Source organism: Plantactinospora sp. KLBMP9567 (genome assembly GCF_033446045.1).
Taxonomy (GTDB): domain Bacteria; phylum Actinomycetota; class Actinomycetes; order Mycobacteriales; family Micromonosporaceae; genus Plantactinospora.
The window spans coordinates 128,139-152,615 of record NZ_JAWQRR010000006.1; the positions used below are offsets into that span (position 1 = coordinate 128,139).

General features: G+C 73.2%; 18 protein-coding genes. 11 read left to right on the plus strand and 7 right to left on the minus strand.

What is annotated here, in order from left to right:
- The first annotated feature begins 87 nt into the window (after nucleotides 1-87).
- Entirely contained in the window at nucleotides 88-369 is a 282-nt protein-coding gene (locus R6Y94_RS03415) for a hypothetical protein (RefSeq protein ID WP_318394267.1), read from the plus strand.
- Nucleotides 366-1,109, plus strand: a complete 744-nt coding sequence (locus tag R6Y94_RS03420) for an alpha/beta hydrolase (protein WP_318394268.1) — start codon at nucleotides 366-368, stop codon at nucleotides 1,107-1,109. The genes R6Y94_RS03415 and R6Y94_RS03420 overlap by 4 nt, the downstream gene beginning before the upstream one ends.
- Nucleotides 1,110-1,288: 179 nt before the next feature.
- Here R6Y94_RS03420 and R6Y94_RS03425 read toward each other — a convergent pair whose 3' ends face one another.
- Both R6Y94_RS03425 and R6Y94_RS03430 read right to left on the minus strand, forming a co-directional pair.
- A complete protein-coding gene (locus tag R6Y94_RS03425; protein WP_318394269.1) occupies nucleotides 1,289-1,792 on the minus strand; it encodes an NUDIX domain-containing protein in 504 nt (167 codons plus the stop codon).
- 109 nt (nucleotides 1,793-1,901) lie between these two features.
- On the minus strand, nucleotides 1,902-2,420 hold the full coding sequence (locus R6Y94_RS03430; RefSeq protein WP_318394270.1) for a hypothetical protein: 519 nt from the start codon (nucleotides 2,418-2,420) through the stop codon (nucleotides 1,902-1,904).
- Nucleotides 2,421-2,774: 354 nt separating this feature from the next.
- Between R6Y94_RS03430 and R6Y94_RS03435 the strand changes: the two genes are divergently transcribed.
- From R6Y94_RS03435 to npdG, 3 genes are all read left to right on the plus strand, one after another.
- Complete coding sequence (locus R6Y94_RS03435; protein ID WP_107261704.1) at nucleotides 2,775-2,978, plus strand: hypothetical protein; 204 nt, start codon at nucleotides 2,775-2,777, stop codon at nucleotides 2,976-2,978.
- A gap of 86 nt (nucleotides 2,979-3,064) precedes the next feature.
- A complete protein-coding gene (locus R6Y94_RS03440) occupies nucleotides 3,065-3,760 on the plus strand; it encodes a histone (RefSeq protein ID WP_318394271.1) in 696 nt (231 codons plus the stop codon).
- A gap of 109 nt (nucleotides 3,761-3,869) precedes the next feature.
- On the plus strand, nucleotides 3,870-4,568 hold the full coding sequence (gene npdG, locus R6Y94_RS03445; protein WP_318394272.1) for an NADPH-dependent F420 reductase: 699 nt from the start codon (nucleotides 3,870-3,872) through the stop codon (nucleotides 4,566-4,568).
- 69 nt (nucleotides 4,569-4,637) lie between these two features.
- Here the strand turns inward: npdG and panB are convergent, their stop codons facing one another.
- On the minus strand, nucleotides 4,638-5,495 hold the full coding sequence (gene panB, locus R6Y94_RS03450) for a 3-methyl-2-oxobutanoate hydroxymethyltransferase (protein WP_412102680.1): 858 nt from the start codon (nucleotides 5,493-5,495) through the stop codon (nucleotides 4,638-4,640).
- Between the two features lie 216 nt (nucleotides 5,496-5,711).
- On the minus strand, nucleotides 5,712-7,742 hold the full coding sequence (locus tag R6Y94_RS03455; RefSeq protein ID WP_412102681.1) for an NAD+ synthase: 2,031 nt from the start codon (nucleotides 7,740-7,742) through the stop codon (nucleotides 5,712-5,714).
- Between the two features lie 109 nt (nucleotides 7,743-7,851).
- Here R6Y94_RS03455 and glnA point away from each other — a divergent pair, with 109 nt between their 5' ends.
- A complete protein-coding gene (gene glnA, locus R6Y94_RS03460) occupies nucleotides 7,852-9,204 on the plus strand; it encodes a type I glutamate--ammonia ligase (protein ID WP_278063361.1) in 1,353 nt (450 codons plus the stop codon).
- Nucleotides 9,205-9,314: 110 nt separating this feature from the next.
- Nucleotides 9,315-9,740 carry a DUF350 domain-containing protein gene (locus R6Y94_RS03465; RefSeq protein WP_318394274.1) on the plus strand — a complete coding sequence of 142 codons (426 nt, stop codon included), beginning with the start codon at nucleotides 9,315-9,317 and terminating at the stop codon, nucleotides 9,738-9,740.
- 146 nt (nucleotides 9,741-9,886) lie between these two features.
- Here R6Y94_RS03465 and R6Y94_RS03470 read toward each other — a convergent pair whose 3' ends face one another.
- On the minus strand, nucleotides 9,887-10,432 hold the full coding sequence (locus R6Y94_RS03470; RefSeq protein ID WP_318394275.1) for a hypothetical protein: 546 nt from the start codon (nucleotides 10,430-10,432) through the stop codon (nucleotides 9,887-9,889).
- 273 nt (nucleotides 10,433-10,705) lie between these two features.
- Between R6Y94_RS03470 and R6Y94_RS03475 the strand changes: the two genes are divergently transcribed.
- Nucleotides 10,706-14,011: a hypothetical protein gene (locus R6Y94_RS03475; RefSeq protein ID WP_318394276.1), complete on the plus strand. Its 3,306-nt coding sequence runs from the start codon at nucleotides 10,706-10,708 to the stop codon at nucleotides 14,009-14,011.
- 81 nt (nucleotides 14,012-14,092) lie between these two features.
- On the opposite strand, the gene R6Y94_RS03480 is transcribed toward R6Y94_RS03475, so the two are convergent.
- On the minus strand, nucleotides 14,093-15,034 hold the full coding sequence (locus R6Y94_RS03480) for an LD-carboxypeptidase (protein WP_318394277.1): 942 nt from the start codon (nucleotides 15,032-15,034) through the stop codon (nucleotides 14,093-14,095).
- Between the two features lie 72 nt (nucleotides 15,035-15,106).
- Here R6Y94_RS03480 and R6Y94_RS03485 point away from each other — a divergent pair, with 72 nt between their 5' ends.
- From R6Y94_RS03485 to R6Y94_RS03495, 3 genes are all read left to right on the plus strand, one after another.
- A complete protein-coding gene (locus R6Y94_RS03485) occupies nucleotides 15,107-15,922 on the plus strand; it encodes a type 1 glutamine amidotransferase (protein WP_318394278.1) in 816 nt (271 codons plus the stop codon).
- Between the two features lie 90 nt (nucleotides 15,923-16,012).
- Nucleotides 16,013-19,171 (plus strand): bifunctional [glutamine synthetase] adenylyltransferase/[glutamine synthetase]-adenylyl-L-tyrosine phosphorylase, encoded by a 3,159-nt coding sequence (locus R6Y94_RS03490; RefSeq protein WP_318394279.1) that lies wholly within the window; start codon nucleotides 16,013-16,015, stop codon nucleotides 19,169-19,171.
- Complete coding sequence (locus tag R6Y94_RS03495; RefSeq protein ID WP_318394280.1) at nucleotides 19,164-21,062, plus strand: hypothetical protein; 1,899 nt, start codon at nucleotides 19,164-19,166, stop codon at nucleotides 21,060-21,062. Before R6Y94_RS03490 ends, R6Y94_RS03495 begins: the two co-directional genes overlap by 8 nt.
- On the opposite strand, the gene R6Y94_RS03500 is transcribed toward R6Y94_RS03495, so the two are convergent.
- Nucleotides 21,019-24,393, minus strand: a complete 3,375-nt coding sequence (locus tag R6Y94_RS03500) for an NACHT domain-containing protein (RefSeq protein ID WP_318394281.1) — start codon at nucleotides 24,391-24,393, stop codon at nucleotides 21,019-21,021. The two genes, R6Y94_RS03495 and R6Y94_RS03500, sit on opposite strands and share 44 nt — an antisense overlap.
- Nucleotides 24,394-24,477 lie beyond the last annotated feature (84 nt).

Sequence of the window (24,477 nt, forward strand, 5' to 3'; positions counted from 1 at the left end):
TTTCCCGGCCGATCGATCCCGCCGGCTCCGGTCGCTCCGGAAACGAGGCGGTCCCCGGTGTCGGTGGTACCCCCTAGACTCCGTGCCGTGGAGCAGATCGTTCCGTTCGTGGTGCTGGCCGGCGCGCTCGCCGTGGTCCTGTGCGGGCTCGGCTGGCTGGTGGCCCGGGCGCGTCGCCGCGGCGTCGGCCGGGCGGTGACGGGTCCGCTCGACGAGATCTACAACCCGGCCGCGCGCAGGTCGCACATCGAGATCCAGGCGTTGGCCGAACGCCGCGCACCGGTCTCGACACCGGGCGACGGGTCGCGCCCGGGCGGAGTCGATCGGCCGGGCGGAGTCGATCGGCCGGGCCTGGCAGGCGGCCGGTGACCGGGGCGGCCGGGACGACCCCGCCGACCTACGTGCTGATCCACGGCGCCGCAGCCGACTCGTGGTGCTGGCACCTGCTGGTCGCCGAGTTGCGTGCCCGGGGCCACGACGTGGTGGCGGTCGACCTACCCTGCGACGACGACTCCGCCGGCCTGTCCGAGTACGCAGACGCGGTGCTGGTCGCCGTCCGCGACCGGATCGGGTCGGTGGACCGGCGCGGGCTGGCGGTGGTCGCGCACTCGTTCGGCGCCTTCACCGCTCCGGTGGTCTGCGAGCGGATACCGGTGGAACTTCTGGTGCTGTTGGGGCCGCAGATACCACTGCCTGGCGAGGCGCCGGGAGACTGGTGGGCCAACACCGGCTACGCGCAGGCCCGGCAGGAGCAGGACCGCCGTGACGGCCGGGCCGAGGACGACTTGGTGGGGCTGTTCGCCAACGACCTGCCGCCGGCCCTGGTGACCGAGGTCTTCCGCCGTGGCCGGCACCAGGCCGACAAGCCGTTCGGTGACCCGGTGCCGGTGGCGACCTGGCCCGACGTGCCCACCCGGGTGCTGCTGCACCGCGACGACCGCTTCCTCCCGGCCGACTTCGTCCGGCGCGTCGCCTGGGAGCGGCTCGGCAGCGAGCCGGACGAGATGTCCGGTGACCACCTCGGGATGCTCGGTCACCCGATCGAGTTGGCCGACCGCCTCGACGCCTACTGGTCGGGACGGGCCGGAGCGGTCGCCGGGCGGAGCTGACCCGGACGGCGACGACCCCCGGCCGGACCGGCCCCACCTGTGGCGCCCGGGTCAGCGTCCGACGGCGGCAGGCGTATTCCGGTGGTCGCGGGTCCGGAGTGGACCCGTGGGCGGCGGGCCCGGCTCTGCCAGAGCCGTAACGGGGACGGCTGCCAGAGCCGGAACGGGGGCCGGTCGGGTCACGGCCGGGCACCCCAGGAGAAGGCGGACGAGTCCGGGGCGAACCAGCTCGCGGCGGTAGCCGGGGTGAGCGCGTGCGCGATCGTGGTCCTGGCGTGCTCGTCGAGCGGCGGCAACCGGTCGGGGGCGAACCAGCCGACCGCGACCGACTCGTCGTCGTTGACCCGGGCGACGCCGTCGAGTAGCCGGCAACGGAAGCCGATGTTGAGGAACTGGCACCGGTCACCGTTGGGGTAGGTGTGCGGGTGCGCCAGTATGCTCGTCACCCGCTCCGGCAGCACCCGTACGCCGGTCTCCTCGAAGACCTCCCGGACCAGCGCCTCGGCGGGTTGCTCGTCGGGCTCGACGAAGCCGCTGACGACCGACCAGCGCCCGTCGTCGGAGCGCTGACCGAGGAGCAGCTCTCCGGCGTCGTTGCCGACCACGGCGCTTACGCTGGGCAGCCAGAGCAGGTCGTGCCCGACGAGTTTGCGGATCCGTGCGACGTACTCCGGGACGGCCATGCCGAGGACGATAACCAGCGGCCAACCGGCTGGACCGACCGCCCCGGGCGCCGCGACGCGAACCAGCAGAGCCCCGGTCTCCGGCGTTCCGGCTTCCGACGGGCCGGTATCAGCCGCCCGGTCCTGCGGCCGGGCTGGGCGCGTCGGCAGAGTTGGGGGCGCCGGCAGGGTCGGTGCCGGGTGTCGGCGCGGGGTGGCCGGCAGGGTGGGTCGGTACCGCCGTCGGCGTCATCCCGGGCAGCAGGCTGTCCGGGCAGGGCACCTCGGTCCGGGAGAAGTCCGCCCGCTCCTGGTCGACGACCTGACGGAAACAGATCCGCACCTCGGCCTGCTTCCGTCCGGCCATCGCGGGCCGGGACATCGCCACATGCACCCGGAACACCATCCGTACGCCGGGGGAGCGGCGCCGGTCGGTGCCGTCGACGCGCAGTACGTCGACCCGCCCGCTCCGCGCGGCGGTCTGCCCGAGTTCGGCGGCGCTGTCGCCGACGCCGTACACGAGTGCGTCACCGATCAGGGCGGCCTGACGTACCGCTTCCAGTCGGGCCCGTTCCTCGATCGAGGGCTCGGTCGCGATACCCATAATGGTGTGCGCGGCACTGCCGACGAGCAGCAGCAGAATGGTCAACGCGACGATTGACAGGACCCGGCCGAGCCGTCCTGTCCCACCCGAGGGTCGCATGCTGCCCACACCGCGAATTGTGCTCCATTCCGCGCCGCGAAGTGGCAGGTCAGGGCGATGAGGTAGGAGTTGGGTCCCACCGGCGGGGGAAATTTTTTCCGCGCACGGGCAGCCCGTCCGCGCCGCCTTCCCGGGCCGCTGACAGCGGTGAATCCCTTGCCGCAGAATGCCTTTCCCCCGTACGACGGCACTTTGCCGTTTACCGGGCGACGGGAATCCGATGCGGTCTACTGTGGAAGTCGCTCTGTCATTTTGCGCGAAACGGTAGCGCTTGGGCGGTTTGCCGTGCACAGTTACCCCATGAGCGACAGCGGGAGTGATGTGCAGTACTTCTGGTGCATCCGTCATCACCGGGTCGAGACCGGTGCCGACGTCTGTCCGGCGAGGTACGTGCTCGGACCGTACGCCTCGGGAGCCGACGCGGAGCAGGCGCTGCAGCGGGTGCAGCAGCGCAACGAAGCGTGGGACGCCGAGGATGCCCGCTGGGCCGGGGAGGAGCGCTAGACCGGCGCGGCGACAGCCCGCGTCGAAAACTCCGTGGTGCTCCGCGAGGAGACCCCCGAGAGCATGTCCCGCAAGGAGGAACACAGATGGCCGAAGCAACCAGGGCCACCCGCTCGGTAGCGAGAAGCGCTGCCGGCAAGAAGACTGCGGCGCGCAGCCGGACCGTGGGTGCCAGCAAGGGCACCCCGGCCCGCAAGGCCGCCAGTTCGTCGGTGGCCAAGAAGGCACCCGCGAAGAAGGCCCCGGCCAAGCGCGCGACGGCGGCGAAGAAGGCGCCGGCGAGGAAGGCACCGGCAAAGCGGGCACCGGCGAAGAAGGCCACCGCGAAGACCACCACGCGGGCGGCGGCAGGCCGCGCCGGCACGGCGAAGCGCACGACCGCGGCGGGCAGGAAGACCGCCACCGCGGCGAAGCGGACCACGGCCGGCAAGAAGACCACCGCCGCGGCGCGGAAGACGACCGCGGCGGCGAAGCGGACCACCGCGGCTGCGAAGAAGGCCCCGGCCCAGCGGGTGACCGCGAAGAAGGCCCCGGCCCAGCGGGTGACCGCGAAGAAGGCCCCGGCCAAGCGGACGACCGCGACCAAGGCTCCGGCGAAGCGGGCGACGGCCAAGAAGGCTCCGGCGAAGCGGGCGACCGCGGCGACGAAGCGGACCGGCACGGTGGCGAAGAAGGTCACCGCCCGGAAGGCACCCGGCAAGCAGGCCGCGGCGCGGAAGGCTCCGGCCAAGGCGCCGGCGCGGAAGGCCACCAGGGCGACCGCGCGGAAGATGATGGGTTGAGTTCCCACCGGAGCGCCCCACGGGGCGTTCCGGTGCGGTGACACCCCCGGGGTACGCCACGCCGCCCGGCCCGACGCCAACGGGCCGGGCGGTCTGCGAGGATTCCGGCATGGCATATGACGCGAGCGTGCTGCCGGACGTCACCGGACTCACCGTCGGCATCATCGGCGGCACGGGCGACCAGGGACGGGGACTGGCCTACCGGTTGGCCCGGGCGGGTCAGCCGGTACTCATCGGCTCCCGCTCGGCGGCCCGGGCCGAGCAGGCGGCGGCGGAACTTCGTACCCTGCCCGGGATGCCGGCCGACGCGACGATCTCCGGCGGCGACAACGTCGAGGTGGCAAGCCGGTCCGACGTGGTCGTCATCGCGGTGCCGTGGGACGGGCACCGGGACACCGTCGCCGGACTGCGCGAGCCGCTGGCCGGCAAGGTGGTCGTCGACTGCGTCAACCCGCTCGGCTTCGACAAGCAGGGGCCGTACCCGCTGCGGGTCGAGGAGGGCAGCGCCGTGCAGCAGGCGGCGGCGCTGTTGCCGGACTCCCGGGTCTGCGCGGCCTTCAACCACGTCAGCGCGCCCCTGCTGGCCGACCCGGAGGTCGACCGGATCGAGCTGGACGTGCTGATCTGCACCGAGGAGCGCGAACTGGTCGGGCTGGTCGGCGCGCTCGCCGCGCGGATCCCGGGAATGCGCGGTGTCTACGCCGGGCGGCTGCGCAACGCGCACCAGATCGAGGCGTTCACCGCCAACCTGATCGCGATCAACAAGCGCTACAAGGCGCACGCCGGAATCCGGGTCACCGACATCTGAGAGCGGCGGCGGCCGGTCCGGCCCGCCGGGAGGACCACCGGGGTGGGGGCCCTCCCGAGCGGTCGGGGATCAGAAGGTGTGTTCGGGGGTGGGGAACTCGCCGTCCCGGACCTCGGCGGCGAACCGCCGGGTCGCCTCGGTGAGGGTGCCGGAAAGGTCGGCGTAGCGCTTCACGAACCGGGGCATCCGGCCGGACCGCAGCCCGGCCATGTCCTGCCAGACCAGCACCTGGGCGTCGGTGTCCGGGCCGGCCCCGATCCCGATGGTGGGTATCGCCAGCTCGTGCGTGATCCGCTTGGCCACCTCGCCCGGCACCATCTCCAGGACGACCGAGAAGGCTCCGGCCTCGGCGACCGCGAGCGCGTCGGCCACCACCTCGTCGGCGGCGTCGCCCCGGCCCTGCACCCGGTAGCCGCCGATGGCGTGCTCCCGCTGCGGGGTGAACCCGATGTGCGCCATCACCGGGATGCCGGCCCCGGTGATCGCCCGGATCTGCTCCGCCACCTGCCGGCCGCCCTCCAGCTTCACCGCGTGGCAGCCGCCCTCCTTCATGAACCGTACGGCGGTGCGCAGCGCCTGGGCCGGCCCCTCCTCGTACGAGCCGAACGGCAGGTCGCCGACGACCAGCGGGTAGCTGGTGGCGCGTACCACCGCACGGACCAGGGGGAGCAGGTCGTCGACGGTGACCGGCACGGTCGTCTCGTAGCCGAAGACGTTGTTCGCCGCCGAGTCGCCGACCAGCAGCACCGGTATTCCGGCCTGGTCGAAGATCGCGGCAGTGTACTGGTCGTAGGAGGTGAGCATCGGCCACCGCTCGCCGCGCTCCTTGGCGGCGACCAGGTCGCGGGCGCGTACCCGCCGGGTCGCCGGACCGCCGTACAGCGTCGCCACCTCGGCCGGGGCGGACGCCATCTGGTGCTCGGACATCACTGTCTCCTCTCGCCTCGAGGCCGCGTTCGCGGTCCCCGGGTCACCGAACCTTTCCACCCGCCTTGCGGTCCGTCGGACCGTAAGGTCGGACGCGGTGCGCAAGCGCCGCGCGGTTCAGGTGGAAGAGGTTCGCTTCCGATCGTCCCACCGGGCGGTGCGGCTACGGCAGGGAAGAGTGCAGGTTTTCACACCGCGCGGAGACCCCCGGGCCGGTCAGGGACGCTCGCGCCACCGGTTGGTGATCGGCAGTCGGCGGTCCCGACCGAACGCCTTGATCGAGATCTTCGGACCGGGTGCGGACTGCCGGCGCTTGTATTCGGCGATGTCGACCATCCGCAGCACCCTGTCCACCACCTCCGGGTCGTGCCCGGCCCCGACCAGGTCGTCCCGGCCCTGGTCGCCGTCGACGTAACCGACCAGGATCGCGTCGAGGACCGAATAGTCCGGCAGGGTGTCGCTGTCGAGCTGGCCGGGGCTCAGCTCGGCGCTCGGTGGCTTGCGGATCGAGTTCTCCGGGATCGGCGGTGTCTCGCCGCGCCGGACCGCCTCCGCGTTGCGCCAGTTGGCCAGCTTCCAGACCAGGCTCTTCCAGACGTCCTTGAGCGGGTTGAACCCGCCGACCGAGTCGCCGTAGAGGGTGGAGTAGCCGACCGCGAGTTCACTCTTGTTGCCGGTGGTGAGCACGAGGTGGCCCTCCTGGTTCGACAGCGCCATCAGCAGCACTCCGCGTACCCGGGCCTGGAGGTTTTCCACCGACATCCCGGAGAGCGACAGGTTGGCCAGGAAGCCGTCGACCATTGGCTGGATCGGCTCGACCCGGTAGTCCAGGCCGGTCCGCTTGGCCAGCTCGGCGGCGTCGTCCCGGGAGTGCTCCGACGAGTGCTGGCTCGGCATCGAGACCCCGACCACCCGCTCCGGGCCGAGCGCGTCCACCGCGATCGCGGCGACCAGCGAGGAGTCGATGCCGCCGGAGAGGCCGAGCACCACCGAGCGGAAGCCGTTCTTGTCGACGTAGTCGCGCAGCCCCAGCTCCAGGGCCTGCCACACCTCGCCCTCGTCGACCACCGGCTCGGTGACGCCGCCGGTGACCCGGGGACCGGCCGGGGCGGGCAGGCTGTCGCTGACCCGGACCCGGGTGATGGCCATCTCCTCCGGAACGCCGGCCGGCACCGGCTGCGCCGGCTCGGTACCGGTGGAGGCGTCGGCGCGGCCGGCGGGCAGCTCGAGGTCGTGCAGCAGCAGGTGCTCGACGAACTGCGGGGCGCGGGCCAGCAGGGTGCCGTCGGCGGCGACGATCATCGAGTCGCCGTCGAAGACCAACTCGTCCTGGCCGCCGACCATGTTGACGTACGCGATTGTCGCCTCGGCCTCGGCGGCCCGGCGGCGGACCAGCGGCAGGCGTACGTCGTCCTTGTTCAGCTCGTACGGCGAGCCGTTGATGTTGACGACCAGCCCGACCCCGGCGCGGCGGGCGACGGTGAACGGGCCGCCGGCCTGCCACAGGTCCTCGCAGATGGTCAGCGCGATGTCGACTCCGCCGATCCGGACCACCGTCAGGGTGTCGCCCGGAACGAAGTAGCGGTCCTCGTCGAAGACTCCGTAGTTGGGCAGGTGGTGCTTGAAGTAGCGGGCCACTACCCGCCCGCCGTGCAGGACCGCGAGCGCGTTGCGCGGACCCCGGGTCGGGGTGGCCTCGGCGTTGGCGCTGGCCGGGCCGTCGGCGTCGAGGTAGCCGACCAGCACCGGCAGCCCGCCGAGCCCGTCGGTGGCGAGGTCGGCGGCGAGCCGGTCGAGGGTGGCCCGGGAGGCGGCGACGAAGGAGTCCCGGAAGACCAGGTCCTCGACGGGGTATCCGGTCAGCATCATCTCCGGGAAGACCGCCAGGTGCGCGCCGGCTCCGGCGGCCTGCCGGGACCGTTCCCGGATCAGGGCCGCGTTCCCGGCTACGTCGCCGACGGTGGGGTTGACCTGGGCCAGGGCGATGCGCAAGGTCGGCATGACTCCATCTTGCCGCAGCCGGTCCGGTCCGGCTCGGTGCACCGGGTGGCGCCGGCCGTGGTGGCGCTCACCCCGTGCCGCGTGGGCGCCGACCCGCTGCCGACCGGTCGCGGATCCGGGCGATGCCGGTACCACCGGTGCTCCGCCGGTCGTCGGTCCGCCGTACCGGTGGGCGCCGGAGTCGGTCCCGGGGCTATCTTTGGGACGAACGCCCAGCAAGTACGCAGGCCGGGCCACCCCGCGCATCGGTTCCGGTCTAGCTCACGTAACGTCTGCGTAACGGAACAGGTGAAGACTGGACTGCTAGGCCGTGCGCCGGCTGGGCCGGTCCGAACAGAGTGTGCGAGGGGTTGAGGTGGACCGTCAGCAGGAGTTCGTGCTCCGTACCCTGGAAGAGCGTGACATCCGGTTCGTCCGGTTGTGGTTCACCGACGTGCTCGGCACGCTGAAGAGCGTCTCGGTGGCCCCCGCCGAGCTGGAGGCGGCCTTCGACGAGGGGATCGGCTTCGACGGCTCCGCCATCGAGGGCTTCGCCCGGGTCTTCGAGTCGGACATGGTGGCGATGCCCGACCCCACGACCTTCCAGGTCTTCCCGTTCGAGGGCGGGGTCTCCGGCGAGAGCGCCCGGATGTTCTGCGACATCCTGCTGCCCGATGGCAGCCCGTCCTGGGCCGACCCGCGGCACGTGCTGCGCCGGGCGCTGTCCCGGGCCGCCGAGAAGGGCTTCACCTTCTACACCCACCCCGAGATCGAGTTCTTCCTGCTGGAGAACGGCCCCAACGACGGCTCGCTGCCGGTCCCGGTCGACGACGGCGGCTACTTCGAGCACACCACCCACGCGGTGGCCCGGGACTTCCGCCGGCAGGCGGTGCTGGCGCTGGAGCGGATCGGCATCTCGGTGGAGTTCAGCCACCACGAGGTCGCGCCCGGCCAGCAGGAGATCGACCTGCGCTACGCGGACGCGCTCACCACGGCCGACAACATCATGACCTTCCGGCACATGGTCAAGGAGGTCGCGCTCTCCACCGGGGTACGGGCCAGCTTCATGCCCAAGCCCTTCACCGACCAGCCGGGCAGCGGCATGCACACCCACCTGTCGCTGTTCGAGGGGGAGCGCAACGCGTTCCACGACGCCAGCGACCCGATGAAGCTCTCCAAGGTCGGCCGCGCCTTCATCGCCGGGCTGCTGGTGCACGCCCGGGAATACACGGCGGTCACCAACCAGTGGGTCAACTCCTACAAGCGGCTCTTCCCGCAGGCGCTGCCGGACCGGATCACCGAGTCCCCGGCGTACGTCTGCTGGGGTCACCTGAACCGTTCGGCGCTGGTCCGGGTGCCGGCGTACGGCAAGCCGAACTCGGCCCGGGTCGAGGTCCGCTCGCCGGACTCGGCGACCAACCCCTACCTCGCCTTCGCGGTGCTGCTCGGCGCCGGGCTCAAGGGCATCGAGGAGGGCTACGAGCTGCCGCCGGGCGCCGAGGACGACGTCTGGTCGCTCTCCAACGCCGAGCGCAAGGCGATGGGGTACGAGTCGCTGCCGGAGAACCTCGCCGAGGCGATCGACGTGATGGCCGGCTCCGAACTGGTCGCCGAGGTGCTCGGCGAGCACGTCTTCGACTTCTTCCTGCGCAACAAGCGCGCCGAGTGGGAGCAGTACCGCCGCGAGGTCACCCCGTACGAGCGACAGCGCTACCTGGGCCTGCTCTAGCCGGGAGGTGCTCCCCGGGGCACGGGTCAGCCACGGTTGTCGGGCCGCGTTATCGTCCGTGACGACGCGGCCCCCTCGTTCGGCCGCCCACACCCGATGGGAGACAGCCGGTGGTCGAGGACCTGCTCGTGGGAGCCTGGCAGAGCATCGTGTTCGGCGTGGTCGGCATCGCCCTGATGGCCGCGGGTTTCGGGCTGGTCGACCTCCTCACCCCGGGCCGGCTGCGCGAGCTGATCTGGGTACGCCGCAACGCCAACGCCGCGTTGCTGCTGCTCGCCAACCAACTCGGCATCGCGGCCATCGTCTTCACCGCGATCCTGACCAGCTACACCGACTTCACCAAGGGTCTCGCCTCCGCCGTCCTGTTCGGACTGATCGGGCTCGGCGTCATGGCGCTCGGCTTCCTGGTGCTCGACTGGCTCACGCCCGGCAAGCTCGGCGAGGTGATCTGCGCCGACGAGCCGCATCCCGCCGCCCGGGTCAGCGCCGCCACGCACTTCGGGGCCGCGCTCATCGTCTGCGCCTGCATCGCCTGACCGGACCGGTCCGCCTCAGGACGTCTGACTCGACGGGCGCGCCCAGGGATCCGACGCCACCCGATCTGTGCCCGACTCGACCGGCGGTTCCGGGTCGCGCGCCGGACGGGACGCGCGACCCGGTGGCCGGGAGTACTGCTCCGTGGCTACTTCGTGGCCGGAGTGTCCGACTCGCCGCCGTCCGCCGGAGCGCCGGCCGGGCCGCCGTGCTTCGGGCCACCCCAGTGCCCGCCGCCGAATGCGGGGAAGACGCCCGACTTGACCGCCGCGAGGATGGCGTCGGCCTGCTCCTGGGTCAGCTTGCCGTCCGAGACCGCCTTGTCGAGCCGCTCCTTCAGCATGGCCCCCCGATCGGCCTTCGACCCCGCGTCGGGCTTGCCCTTGCCGCGTTGTTCGGCCCGGTCCTTCCACTCGGCCCGGTGCTGCTCCTTGATCTTCGCCAGCGCCGCCTCGACCCTGTCCTGCGGCACGCCCAGCTCCTCGGCGAGCTGCTCGGCCAGCTTGCCGCGCTGCTCCGCCCAGCGCTTGCCGTGCTCCGGAGCGTTCGTGCCGCGCTCCGACGACGACGGGGTCGGCGCGGGCGTGGTCCCATCCTCCGCGAAGGCCACGGCCGGGGCCGCGAGACCCACCGTGAGTACTCCGGCGGCCACCAGACCGCCGAGGACCTTCTTCCGGGAAAGCAGGTTACTCATGCTGAAATCCCTCCCTGGGTGCGTACGCCGTTACGGCGGGTGCTGTTGGTCAGTCCGCCCCACCATGCGGCACCACGCTGGGCGGTAGTTCGGAGACGGCTGTCAGCCGGCTGGGAATCGCCGGGCCGGCTGGCAGTCGGCTGAGAGTCGTCCCCGTGGCCGGCCGTCTTTCGTGCTGGTTCGCGTCCGCTCCCGAGGGTCGCTGCCCACTACCGCCGGTTGTCCGCTACCGCCAAGCTTGTACCGCACGTCCCGACCGACAGGAGCCGCCGCATGCCCCGGACGCTGAGTTACGCCGACGCCGCCCGGCTGCTCGGGGGAGCACGTAGCCCGGTGGTGACCGCGCTGGACAAGGTCACCGGGGGAGCGCTGCTCGGCGCGGCGGTGGCGGCGCCGGCCGTACTGGCACTCTTCGACGCCAAGGCCGAGTTCATCCGGCTCAGCCACGAACTCGTCGGCAGGCTCTCCGAGGCGCGGTCCGGGTTGTCGCGGTACGGCCGGACCGCGCGGCTGGCCGCCGCACACCGGGTACTGGTGGTCACCGCCTTCTTCGAGGCGTTCGCGGAGTCGGACCTGCCGTTCCGGTTCCAGGACCTGCAACTGACGAAGTGGGAGCAGAAGGCGATCGTCGGGGCGGGCCGGACGGACGAGTCCCTGCTGGGCAGTCTCTTCGCGGACGGGGTGCCGGTGCCCGGACCGCACCAGCCGTACGAGCTGTTCCAGACGGCGCTCGCCGAGTACTACGCCACCGCCGCGGACGGGATGCGGAGGTTCGTCGCCGGACTTGCCGTGTGGGATCGGCTCACCTGGTCGAAGCGGGCGGCGTTCGAGGAGATGCTGCACGCGCTGCCGGGCCGGGCGCAGGAACGGCACCAGGAACTGTTCGGCCGGCTCGCCGCCGAGTTTCCGGAGGTGGGGTTCTGGGCCGTACTGCGCGAGCACGCCGGCACCCGGGCCGAGGTACGGGAGGTGGCCGCCGCGTTGGCCGACCTGGAACGGCTGCTCGCGGAGGCTACCGTCGGGCGGCTGCCGTCCGAGCGGCGCTCCGGACTGACCCGGGCGTACGCGGCCGAGCTGGCCCGCCCGGTCGTCGAGTCCGGCGACGTGCCGGCGGGAATCCGGGTACCGACCCTCGGTGCGGGCTACGTGCCCCCGCTGTACCGGATCGCCGAACTCGGTCCGGCGGCTCGGCCCAGCGAGGAGTCCTGGTGGGCCGAGCAGCCCGTGCGGGACGACCTGTCCGAGTTCCTCACCGGCTATCTCACCAATCCCAGGGCGGTCGAGGCGCCGCTGCTGGTGCTCGGTCAGCCCGGCTCCGGCAAGTCCGTCCTCACCCGGGTGCTGGCCGCCCGGCTGCCGGCCGCCGACTTCCTGCCGGTCCGGCTGGTGGTCCGTGACATGCCGGCCACCGCCGACCTACAGGACCAGATCGAGTACGCGGTCCGCAAGGCCACCGGCGAGCGGCTGGACTGGCCCGCGCTGGTCCGCTCGGCCGGCGACGCCCTGCCGGTGATCCTGCTCGACGGCTTCGACGAACTGCTCCAGGCGACCGGGGTCGCCCAGACCGACTACCTCGTCAAGGTCGCGGCGTTCCAGCGCCGGGAGGCCGACCAGGACCGGCCGCTGGTGGTCCTGGTGACGAGCCGGACCAGCGTCGCCGATCGGGCCCGTGCGCCCGAGGGGACCGTCGCGCTCCGGCTGGAGCCGTTCGACGAGCCCCGGGTGGCCGTCTGGCTGGCCAACTGGAACAAGGTCAACGCGCAGGAGTTCGCCGGCCGGGGCGTCGCCCCGTTGGACCTGCCGACCGTGCTCGCCCACGGTGAACTTGCCGAGCAACCGTTGCTGCTGCTGATGCTCGCGCTCTACGACGCGGACGACAACGCCCTGCGCTCGGCGGGCGTGTTGCGGCAGGACGAACTCTACGAGCGGCTGTTGCGCAGGTTCGCCCGCCGTGAGGTGGTCAAGCACCGCCAGGGGCTGCCCGAGTACGAGCTGGAGCATGCCGTCGAGGCGGAGTTGCGCCGGCTGTCGGTCGTCGCCTTCGCGATGTTCAACCGGAATGCCCTGTGGATCAGCGAAACCCAACTGGAGAACGACCTGCTGGCCCTCTTCGGGCCCGTCCCCACCCCGGGCGCCGACGCCGGGCTGCGAGCCCCGCTGCGGCATGCCGAGATCGTGCTAGGCCGGTTCTTCTTCGTACACCGGTCGCGTGCGCTCCGCGACGACGAGCAACTGGAGACGTACGAGTTCCTGCACGCCACCTTCGGCGAATTCCTGGTCGCCCGGTTCACCTGGCAGGTGTTGACCGACATCGCGGCCCGGGAGGCCGCCACGATGATGCCGCTGCGGGGCGGGCCGGCCGACGACGACCTGCTGCACGCGCTGCTCTCCTACGCGGCGCTGAGCGGGCGGGCACCGACCCTCGGCTTTCTCCGTGGCCTCATGTCGACGGTCGCCGCGCAGCGCCGGGATGCCCTGGTGGACCTGCTGGTCCGGCTGTTCCGGGCCGCCCACCACACCCGCCTGGCCCGGCGGTTCGACTCGTACCAGCCGCGCGGGCTGCCGGTGCCGGCGCGGCATGCCGCGTACAGCGCCAACCTGCTGCTGCTGGCGGTCTGCGCTGCCGGCACGTTGCGGGTCAGCCGCCTCTATCCGGACCGGCACGTGGTGCCGGTCTGGCATCGCGAGACCCTGCTCTGGCAGTCGCAGCTCGGCTCCGAGGACTGGAGCAGTCTGGTGGACGCGCTGGCGCTCGACCGGGTCCGGGCCGAGGACGGCAGCCGGGACATCTCGCTGCACCTGGTAGCCGATCCGGCCGAGGCGGGCGTACCGTCCGTCGATCCGCTCTGGACGTACGACATCGTGCTGCCCGAGGAGGCGGACTTGGCGACGTTCAACCGGGGCGGACAGTCCTGGGAGCTGGTGGCGCGGCGGGCGTACTTCCGGTGCGGGATCGACGACGACGTCTTGGTGCACGCGCTCGAGCCGGCGTCGTCGCTGGGCCACGGGATCAACGGCTTCCTGGTGGGGCCCACCGCAGCGGCCACCTCGCTGGTGTACGAGCTGCTGACCTTCCTCGCCACGCCGGTCGCGGTCGGCGAGGCGACGGAGCGCCGGGACGGCTACCTCCGGCTCGCCAGACTGCTCGACGCGATCGACGAGCAGCATCGGGGCTGGGTCTTCGGGCTGCTGCTCGACCGGCTGGCCGGCGAGGTGGAACTGCCGCCGCACCTGGCCGTGCAGGTGCTGGAGGAGATGGTGGGCAGGGGCGTGCACCGCGAACACCGCGATCGGCTGCTGCGGTGCGGTCTTACGCTGCTGGCCGCATCCAGGGGAGTGGACCGGCGACTCGGCGGGCTGCTCGCGAAGGCACTGCGGACGTACGGCGGCGGCGACGAGAAGCTCGCGGCCGAAGTGCTCGTACGGCTCGTCGAGGCGGGGATGACGCGCGAGGTGCGGACCGCGCTGACGCCGCTGGAGACCGCCGGGCTGCTCGCCGACTGGCCGGCGTTACGCGTCCGGTTCGAACGGGCGCTGACGCCGACCGGCGAGTCGCCCGAGCGTGAGCGGGTGGAATAGCCCGCGGCCCGGCGCGGCCGGAGAGGGCGCCGAGCCGCGCGCCGGAGTCACGGCACGGCCGGGAGCGGGCGGAGGTGCGGATCAGCGTACGGCGGGCGAGACGGTCAGGGTGCCGGCGTCCGCGTCCATCCTCGCCGGTACCCCGACCGGCACGGTGAGCTGCCCGACGCCGTGCCCGATCGGCAGCCCGCCGAGTACCGGCACCCCCAGGTCGCCGAGCCGCTCGGCCAGCACCTCGGCCACCCCGACCGCCCAGCCGTCGGTGCAGTCGGTGAACTGGCCGACCGCCACCCCGGCCACCCCGGTCAACACGCCGGACCGGCGCAGGTGGGTGAGCATCCGGTCGACCTTGTACGGCGGCTCCCCGATGTCCTCGACCAGCAGGACCGCGCCGGTCAGGTCCGGCATGTCCGGGGTACCCAGGGAGTGCACGAGCAGGCAGAGGTTGCCGCCGATCAGCGGGCCGGTGGCCACCCCGGGGACCAGCACGCTCGCGGTTTCCTCGGTCGGCAGCCGGTGCACCACCACCGGCTCGGGGCACATCAGTGCGGCCCGCAGCGACTCGGCCGAGACCGGCGGGGTGCGCTCGTCGAGCCAGGCCGCTCCCGGGCCGTGCACGGTGGCCAGCCGGGCGCCCCGCCAGAGCGCGAGTTGCAGCGCGGTGATGTCGGAGAATCCGGCCACCACCTTCGGGTCGCGGCGCACCACCGACATGTCGATCGCGTCGACCACCCGCTGCGCGCCGTAGCCGCCCCGGGTGCAGAGCACGCCGCGTATGGCCGGGTCGGCGAAGGCCGCGTTGAGGTCGGCGGCGCGCAGCGCGTCGTCTCCGGCCAGGTAGCCGCGCCGGGCGTACGCGTTCGGGGCGAGTACGGGACGAAGGCCCCAACCGGTGAGCAGTTCCACGCCACGGGCGACCCGTTCCGGTCGGGTCGGGCCGGACGGCGACACCAGCAGCACCGTGTCGCCGGGCCGCAGCGCCGGTGGTCGTAGCGCCTGTCGTACCGCCTGATCGTCGGGCAACCCCGCCTCCTCAAACCTGCTCGGCCCCGAGCCTATCGGTGGGCGTCGGGCGCACCGGATAGCCTCGACACCGTGGCAACCGAGACCGGAACCGAGAGCGACACCGGCAGCGCGGGCGGCGCCGCGACCGCACTGGTGATCGAGAACGACCCGACGGACGACCTCCGCCGGCTGGGGGAGTGGCTCACCGAGGCCGGGCTCGGCCTGGCGGTGCTCCGGCCGTACGCCGGAGATGCGCTGCCCGACGACCTGACCGGGTACGCCGCGCTCGTCGTGCTCGGCGGCCCCCAGCATCCGTACCCGGCACCCGACGGCACGCCCGGGGCGCCCTGGTTCGCGGCCCTGGAGGGGCTGCTCCGCAAGGCGGTCCGGCACCGGGTGCCGACCCTGGCGATCTGCCTCGGCGCCCAGCTGCTGGCCACCGCGCACGCCGGGACGGTCGAGCGGAGCGCGGCCGGGCCGGAGGTCGGGCCGAGCGTCGTCGGCAAGCGGGACGCCGCCGAGCGCGACCCGCTGTTCCGGTACGTGCCGATGATCCCGGACGTGCTCCAGTGGCACGTCGACGAGATCACCGAGCTGCCGCAGGGCGCGACCCTGCTGGCCGCCTCGACCCGCTATCCGCACCAGGCGTTCCGGCTCGGTGACCGGGCCTGGGGGCTCCAGTTCCACATCGAGTGCGACGTCGCGATGATCGCCGACTGGACGACCGACTCGGCGACGCTGGCCGCGCTGGGCTACGACCCCGAGCTGGTGGTGGCCGCCTGCGCCGAGGTGCTGGCCGACGTGGAAGAGGTGTGGCAGCCGTTCGCGGCCCGGTTCGCGGCCCTGGCCCAGGGGCGGCTCGACGGCGTCCCGCCCCGGCCGACGCTGCCGCTGCTCGGGCAGTAGGAGCCGCCGCCGATGACGGAGACCGGGAGCTGCTGCCGATGACAGGGACCGGGAGCTGCCGCCGATGAGGGAGACCGGGGGCCGCCGTCGATGAGCAGACCGACCAGCGCGGCCGGCCGGCTCGCCCGGTACGGCTTCGGCGTGGGCGACGGGGAACGGGCCGGCGGCGACGGGGTCGGCCGGGCCGCCGACCTGCTCGGGCCGGACGGGCTCGGGCTGTGGGACGCCGACACCCAGGAGCCGGTCGACGGACCGGCCGGCGAACTGCTCACCGCGCTCTCCCGGGCCGCCGACCCGGACCTCGCGCTGCGCCAACTGCACCGGATCGTCGAGGCGGAACGCCGCGTTGCCGCCCCGGCCGGCTCGACGGCGGGTGCCGCCCCGGTGACGGAGGACGGTGGCGAGACGCTGCTCGCCGCTCTGCACGCCGATCCGGGGCTGTGCCGGCGGGTGGTTGCCATCCTGGGTGCCTCGTCCGCGCTCGGCGACCACCTGGTGGCCAACCCCGAGCAGTGGCGGGCACTGCGTACCGGAGCCGACGGGCTGCCGCCGAACGCCGAGGGGCTGCTGCACCCGGACTCCACCGGGGCGGGTGACGGAACCGGACCGGACGGCGGATCCGGGCCGCGGCCGGTGGTGGCGGCGCTGCGCCAGGCGTACCGGCTGGCCCTGCTGCGGATCGCGGCGGCCGACCTGACCGGCGGGCGCGGCCTGGAGCAGACCATGGCGGCGCTGTCGGCGCTGGCCGACGCCACCCTGGCCGACGCGTACGGTATCGCGGTCGGCGAGCTGCCGGAGGGGACCCCGGTGCCCCGGCTGGCGGTGGTGGCGATGGGTAAGTGCGGCGGCAACGAGCTGAACTACGTCTCCGACGTCGACGTCATCTTCGTGGCCGCCGCCGACGAGGACCTGGCGGCCGCCACCCGGGTGGCGACCCGCCTGATCCAGATCTGCGGACTGGTGGCCTGGCCGGTGGACGCGGCGCTGCGGCCCGAGGGCAACCGGGGGCCGCTGGTGCGTACCCTCGCCAGCCACCTCGCCTACTACCGCCGCTGGGCCCGGACCTGGGAGTTCCAGGCGCTGCTCAAGGCCCGCCCGGCCGCCGGGGACGCCGCGCTGGCCCAGGAGTGGATCGACGCGCTCGCCCCGCTGGTCTGGCGGGCGGCCGAACGGCCGGAGGCGGTCGAGGATGTCCGGGCGATGCGTCGCAAGATCATTGACAACATCCCGCCGCGCGAGCTGGAGCGGGAGATCAAGCGCGGGCCGGGCGGGCTGCGGGACATCGAGTTCGCGGTGCAGCTCCTCCAGCTCGTGCACGGCCGGGTCGACGAGTCGCTGCGGGCCCCGGGCACCATTCCGGCGCTGCGGGCCCTGGTCGCCGGCGGCTACGTCGGGCGGGCCGACGGCGAGGCGCTGCTGCGCGGGTACCGGTTCCTCCGGGGGGTCGAGCACCGGCTCCAGTTGCAGGGACTGCGGCGTACCCACACCGTGCCGGCGGACCGGCCGGCGCTGCGCTGGCTGGCCCACGCGCTCGGCTACACCGCGCTGCCCGGCCGGGACGCCGTCGAGGCGTTCCGGGCCGACTGGGTCGGCCACGCCACCGAGGTACGCCGACTGCACGCCAAACTGCTCTACCGGCCGCTGCTGGAGGCGGTCGCCCGGGTGCCGGCGGACGGGCTGCGGCTCACCCCGGAGGCGGCCCGGAACCGGCTGGAGATCCTCGGCTTCGCCGACCCGACCCGGGCGCTGCGACACCTGGAGGCGCTGACCGGCGGGGTGACCCGGACCTCGGCGATCCAGCGCACCCTGCTGCCGGTGCTGCTCCAGGAATTTGCCGACGCGCCCGAACCGGACCGGGGGCTGCTCAACTACCGGCAGGTCTCCGACAAGCTCGGCGGCACCCCGTGGTATCTGCGGCTGCTCCGCGACGAGGGGCCGGTGGCCCGCCGCCTGGCCCGTACCCTGGCGGTCTCCCGCTACGTCGCCGACCTGCTGGCCCGGGATCCGGAGGCGCTCCGGCTGCTCGCCGACGACGCCGAACTGACTCCCCGGGACACCGACGTGCTCCGGGACGGATTCGCCGCCGCCGCCGACCGCTATCTCCTCGGCCGGGGGCCGCGACCGGCCGACCCGACCGAGGCGATCCGGTCGGTCCGGGCGCTGCGCGGCCGGGAACTGGTCCGGATCGCCTGCGCCGACGTGCTGTACCGGGCGGGGTCGCTGGCCCCGGTCGGTCCGACCGGGGTGGCCGGGACGGTCGGCCCGGAGCCGGTCCCGGCCGGCGTCGTCGGCGACTCCGACGTGCTCACCGTCGGAGCGGCGCTCTCCGCCGTCACCGACGCCACCCTGGGGGCGGCGCTGCGGGTGGCCCAGGCGACCCAGCCGGCGATGCCCGGACTGCGGTTCGCGGTGATCGGCGTGGGCCGGCTCGGCGGGTACGAGATGAACTACCTCTCCGACGCCGACGTGCTCTTCGTCTACGACCAGCCGCCCGGGGTGGCCGATGACGCGGCCAGTGCGGCGGCCCGGGCGATCGCCGAGGAGATGCGCCGGCTGCTCGGCATGCCCGCCGCCGACCCGCCACTCGGGGTCGACGCCGACCTGCGCCCCGAGGGGCGGCAGGGACCGCTGGTCCGCAGCCTCGGCGCGTACGCGCAGTACTACGCCCGTTGGTCGAAGGTCTGGGAGGCGCAGGCGCTGCTGCGGGCCCGGTACGTCTGCGGCGATGCCGATCTCGGCCGCGAGTTCGAGGCGGTCGCCGATCCGGTGCGCTATCCGGAGCGGGGACTGAGCCGGGAACAGGTGGTGGAGATCCGCCGGATCAAGGCCCGGGTGGAGACCGAACGGCTGCCCCGGGGCGCCGACCCGGCCACGCACACCAAACTGGGTCGGGGCGGGCTGGCCGACGTGGAGTGGGCGGTGCAGCTCAGCCAGCTCCGGCACGCCGGCCGGCTCCCCGAGCTGCGCTGCACGCGTACCCTCGACGCGCTGGCCGCGGCCCGGGAGGCCGGGGTGATCGACGGTGCCGACGCCGCCGCGATGGCCACCGGGTGGAGCATGGCCGCCCAGGTACGCAACGCGCTGATGCTGGTACGCGGCCGGGCCGGCGACCAGTTGCCCCGGCACGGTGTGGAACTGGCCGGCGTGGTACGCCTGCTCGGCGGCCACGACCCGGGCGAGTTCCTGGACCAGTACCTCCGTACGGCGCGGCGGTGCCGGGCGGCGGCGGAGCGCGTACTCGATGCCTGACCGCCGCCGGGTCACCCGGGTCCTGTCCGGCGCGGTCGGCCTGGCCGGGGTGCTGGCGGTCGCCTTCCTACTCGCCCCGCCGCTCGGCACCGACCTGTCCGCGCAGGTCGCCCGGGCCAACTTCTTCGGCCGGCACGGATCCGCCCCGCTCGACCTCGGCTGGTACGCGGGCATCTCCCCGTACGGCTACAGCCTGTTCACGCCGCCGCTGATGCACTGGCTCGGCGCCGACGCGCTCGGCCCCCGGCTGGCCGGTGCGCTCGCGCTGCTCGGCTCGGCGGCGGCGCTGGCGCTGCTGATGGTGCGGACCGGTGCCCGCCGGCCGCTGCTCGGCGGGCTGGTCGGCGCCGCCTGCGTCGCCGGCAACCTGGTCTCCGGCCGGATCACCTACGCGATCGGGGTGGCCTTCGGGCTGCTCGCCCTGCTGGCCCTGACCACCTCGGCCCGGCCGGGGCTGCGGTGGCTGGCGGCCGGGGTCGCGGCCGCGCTGGCCGGCGCGGCGAGCCCGGTCGCCGGACTCTTCGTCGGTCTCGCCGGAGTGGCGCTGGCCCTGGCCGCATCTCTTCCGGTGCCGTCGGCTCTTCATCCGGCGTCGTCGACTCCGCAGCCGGAGTCGGCCCCGTTGTCGGCGTCGTCAGCCCGGCTTCCGGGGTCGGCTGCGTTGCCGCCGTCGTCGCCTTCGCCGGCGGCGTCGTCCGTCGGCGGTGGGCGGGGTGAGGAGGGCGGGGGCCGGGCTCGGTGGCGGCCGGGAGTGGCCGACGGGGCGGTGCTGGCGGTGGGGGCAGGGGTGCCGGTGGCCGGGCTGGGTTTCGGCTTCGGGGCGGGCGGCTGGATGAACATCAGTCTCGTCGACACGCTGACGTCGGCAGCGGCGAGTCTGCTGGTCGCGCTCCTGCTGCCGAGGCGCGCGCTGCGGATCGGTGCCGTGCTGGCCACCCTCGGGGTGCTGGCGGCGTTCGCGCTTCGGACCCCGGTCGGGTTGAACGCCACCCGGCTGGCCGCGATGTTCGCGCTGCCGGTGCTGGTGGGCTACGGGACGCTGCCGGCCGGACCCGCCCGGGGCCACTCCACCGGGGTAGCCCCCGACATGTGGCGGCACCTCCGAGGCTGGTCCCGGCGGGCGGCCGGTCCCGCGCTGGCCGCGATCGTGGCGCTGGTCGCGGTGGTGGAGCCGCCGGTGTCGCTGGCGGACCTGCGGGCGGCCGGCGACCCGACGGCGTCCCGGAGCTACTTCCAGCCCTTGCTGACCGAGTTGACCCGACGGCCGCCCGGCCGGATCGAGGTGGTGCCGACGGCGAACTACTGGGAGGCGGCGTACGTGCCGGAGGTCGCGCCGCTGGCTCGGGGCTGGCTGCGCCAGGCCGACCAGGCACACAACCGGCTCTTTCTGGACGGCAGCGTCGACGTCGAGTCATACGGCCACTGGCTGCGGGACAACGGCGTCCGGTACGTCGCGCTGGCCGGGGCGGAGCCGTCCTGGGTCGGCCGCCGGGAGGCGGAACTGATCCGGGGCGGGCTGTCGTACCTAACCCCGATCTGGCAGCACCCGGACTGGACGCTGTACGCGGTGACCGACTCGCCGTCCATGGTGGAGGCTGTCGGGTCGGGCGCGGTGCCGGGCGGCGACCCACCGGACGGTGCCGAGGGGCCGGGGCCGGGCACCCCGGGTGCGGAACTGGTGCGGGCGACGTCGGCGGAGCTGGCGGTCGACGTACCGGCCGCCGGGGAGACCCTGGTCCGGCTGCGCTGGTCGAGATGGCTCCGGGTCGAGGGCGGCGCCGGCGCCTGCCTGGCCCGGTACGGTGACTGGACGGCGCTCCGGGTGACCCGGCCCGGCCGTTACTCGATCACGGGCAGCCTGACCGGCGCCGGCCCGCGCTGTCCGGGCTGATCGTCGCGGGCCGCCCGCTCAATGCCATCGGATCTGCACCCCGCCGGCATTGTGGAACGACTGTCCGGTCGTTGCCCATACCGTGAGCCGGTGGTTTCCGGCCAGCGGCCCGAGATCCAATTCCGGGACGTCGTGCAGGTAGAGGTCGGTCAACTCCGGAAGGCCGGCCAGCGGTGCGAGGTCGACCGGCTGAACCCGGTTGCGCAGGTCGAGCGCCTTGAGGGTGGCATGCCCCTGTAGCGGCCGGAGGTCGAGCGGCGCCGCGCAGGAGTCCAGGTCGAGGAGGGTCAGCGGCAGGGGGGGCTATCGCCGCGAGATCCACGGTCGGCACCTTCAACCACATGAGCCGGAGCGTCCGCAGCCCCTGCTGGAAGGTGGCGATCCGGTCCAACACCGCCGGATCGGCGCAGCCGTTGAGTTGCAACTCGGTCAGCGCAGGCAGGCGGCCCAGAAAGCTCGTGTTGCCGAGAAACCTCGGCGCGCTGGAGGAGCTGAGTTCGAGGCTGGACAGCTCCGGCAGTTCGGCCAGCGGCCGGTAGCTGCGGGGATTGCGCTTGAGTGCTTGCAGGCTGAGCCTGGTGAGCCGGGGAAACCGGGTGACCCAGCTCAGCTCGGATATCGGAGTGGAGCTGCCGCCGAGCCAGAGGCTGAGCGTCCTGAGCCGGGGCATGGTGGCCGGAAGCTGTGCCGGGTTGCAGGGGTAGAAAGATATCAGCTGCTCCAGGTCGGGCTGGTTCCGCAGGAAGTCCAGGTCGATCGGCGGGTCCGTGTTGGGCAGGCGGCGGCTGTGCAGGCTGAGCGTCCGTACCCGGGGCAGGTTCCGGACGGCCTGCCCGGGGTCGTCCGCCAGGATCTCCACGTCGCGCAGGTGGCGCAGGTGGCGCAGCATCGGGGCGGTCCATTCGTCCGCGGAAATCCAGCCGTCGTACAGGGGTGAGTCGGCGAGGACGAGCCGGCCGTACTCGTCGGGCTCGAAGTGAGTGGCGACCTGGATCAGGGCGTCCCTCACCCGGCGCCGGGTGTCCTGGCCGTACCGGCCGAGCTTGCGCAACGCCGCCGGCCCGCCGACGAAGGCGACCATCTCCACGGTCGCGGCGGCGACCCCCTCGGACAGCGTGCCGAGGTCGTCGGGGAGCAGCCGGAGGATGCGCTCACCGGCCAGTGACAGCGACCGGGCCTCCGCCGAACTGCGCGGTGGCACCAACTCGGCCAGGTTGGCGTCGATCCGGTCGAGGGTACGCACCGACAGCGCCGGGGCGGTCTCCACGCAGGCCCCGGCGAGCAGCCGGAGCCACCGGGCGCGGCGGGGCGGACTCGACTCGGCCCGGTCGAGCAGCCGGTTGACCAGCCGCTGCCGGTACTCGCTGTTGGCCAGGCCGGCGGTCATCACCACGGTCTCCCGCCACATGTCCCGAGTGGCGTGCTCGACCAGTACGTCGACGTAGTTCTCCTCGGCGACCTCCTGCGCCGCCAGGTACTCCTGGAAGGTCCGGTGCACGAACGAGATCCGGTCCTCGGCCACGTCCTTCAACACGCCGCTGCGGTCGAGCAGGTGCTCGAAGACGTCCTCCGGCTCGGCGGTCACCTTCGGCATCGTGGTCAGTTTCCGGCGTACGTGCTCCCGGGCCTGCCCGGTGTCGAGTTCGGACTGGTTGCCCAGGGTGAGCCGCCAGGCGAGGTCCTGCAACAGCGACATGGCGTGCTGCGCACCCAGCCCAACCCGCTGGTAGGACGGCACGTTCCGGGCGATGTCCCGCCGTTCGAGCAGCATCTCCAGGGCCGCCCGGTAGAGGCTGATCCGGTCGTGCGGCAGGTCGTCGCCCCGGTCGAGGTTCAGCGCGCAGAGCATCGCGCACATCAGCGGATTGGTGGCCAGTCCGCGCAGGTGATGGTTCGCGTCCAGCCGGGCGAGCAGCCTGCGCTCGTAGCGGGGCAGTTCCGTCGGGTCGCACGGCAGGTGCCGGGCGCCGCCGATGGCGCGGTGCCAGCGCCGGACGAACTCGACGATGTCGGCCGGGCTCATCCGCTCCAGCATCACCGCGAGGAACCCGTCGTTGGTCAGCCAACGGGCGGACGCGCCGGTGGGACGGGAGGTCACCACCACGATCACGTCCGGATGCCGGTCGAGGATCCGGCGCAGCCACTGGCGTACCACCGTGCGCTGGGCCCGGATCAGTTCGTCGACCCCGTCCACCAGCAGCAGTGCCCGGCCGGCGGCGAAGATTCGTTCGACCAGCCCGGCCGGCACCTCGGTGGCGAACTGCGCGATGTCGTCGCCGAGCAGCGCCCCGACCGACGGCAGCGGTCGATCCGCGTAGCTGCGCAGCTTCACCAGGAAGGGTGTCCGCCCGTTCCAGTCCTGTAGCTCCCCGCTGAATCCCTTCCGAGCGGCGGTGATCGCCAACCAGCGCAGCAGCGTACTCTTTCCGGAGCCGGCCTCACCGCGCACCAGGATCCGGCGGCTGCGCCCCAACGCCGCCTCCACCCGCAGTCCGGTCTGCTCGTCGTGGTCGTCGTCCTTGCCGCTCCGGATGAACGATCCGCGTACCCGGCCCCGGGGATGCGAGGGCCGCCGGGCCGGTCGGGCGCCGTCCAGATCGCCGACGGCCAGACTCAGGTACGCGATGCTCAGCGTCGTCTCCGCGGTGTAGTTGCGGACGTCGACACCGAACAGTTCGAGCTGGTCGTAGTGGGTCGAGACGAACGCCAGGTAGCGGGCGATGAAGGCGCCATCGTCCGGCGCGGGGCCGTCGGCGCGCGGCACGGGCTGCCGGGCCAGGATCTCGGCGACGTCGATCGAGATCCGGGACAGCCGGCTGAGGGTTTCCTGACCGGCCCGGTTGGTGAACGTGGGCAGGTGACGGACCATCTGCACGTAGCAGTGGACGCAGTCCGTGAGTACCCGTCCGGCCAGCCGTTCCGCCGCGTCGCCGAGCCCGGCCGACTCGGCGTTGGCGGCGAGCGCCGGGCGCAGCCGCTCCACCATCGCTGCCGGGTCGGCGTCGACGGCGAACAGCGCCTCGTCGGTCCGGGCCTCCGGGCCGAAGGTACGGGCGACGACGTGGAGCGCCGCCGCCGCCTCGTGCTCCGGTACCGCCGCGTTGTCCGCTTCGAACATCCGCTCGGCGCGTTCGGCGATGTCGGCGGCGACGCTCTTGAGCTGGAGCTCGATCTTGCGTCGGAGGAACTTGTCCCGGAAGCTCAGCGCTAGCAGCTCGGACAGCTCGGCCCCGCTGTCGGCCCGCTCCCGGCGGACGGCGAGCCATTCCCTCGCCGCGTGCGTGGCCACTGCCTTGCCGAGGCTCGTTGCCGCAGCCTCGATCAGGGACATCTGTTGACCTCCGAAGGGTGGCGGCACAAACAGCGTCGGGGAATCCTACTCGGCGTCGATGCTCACCGACCGCTCTCGGCGAGT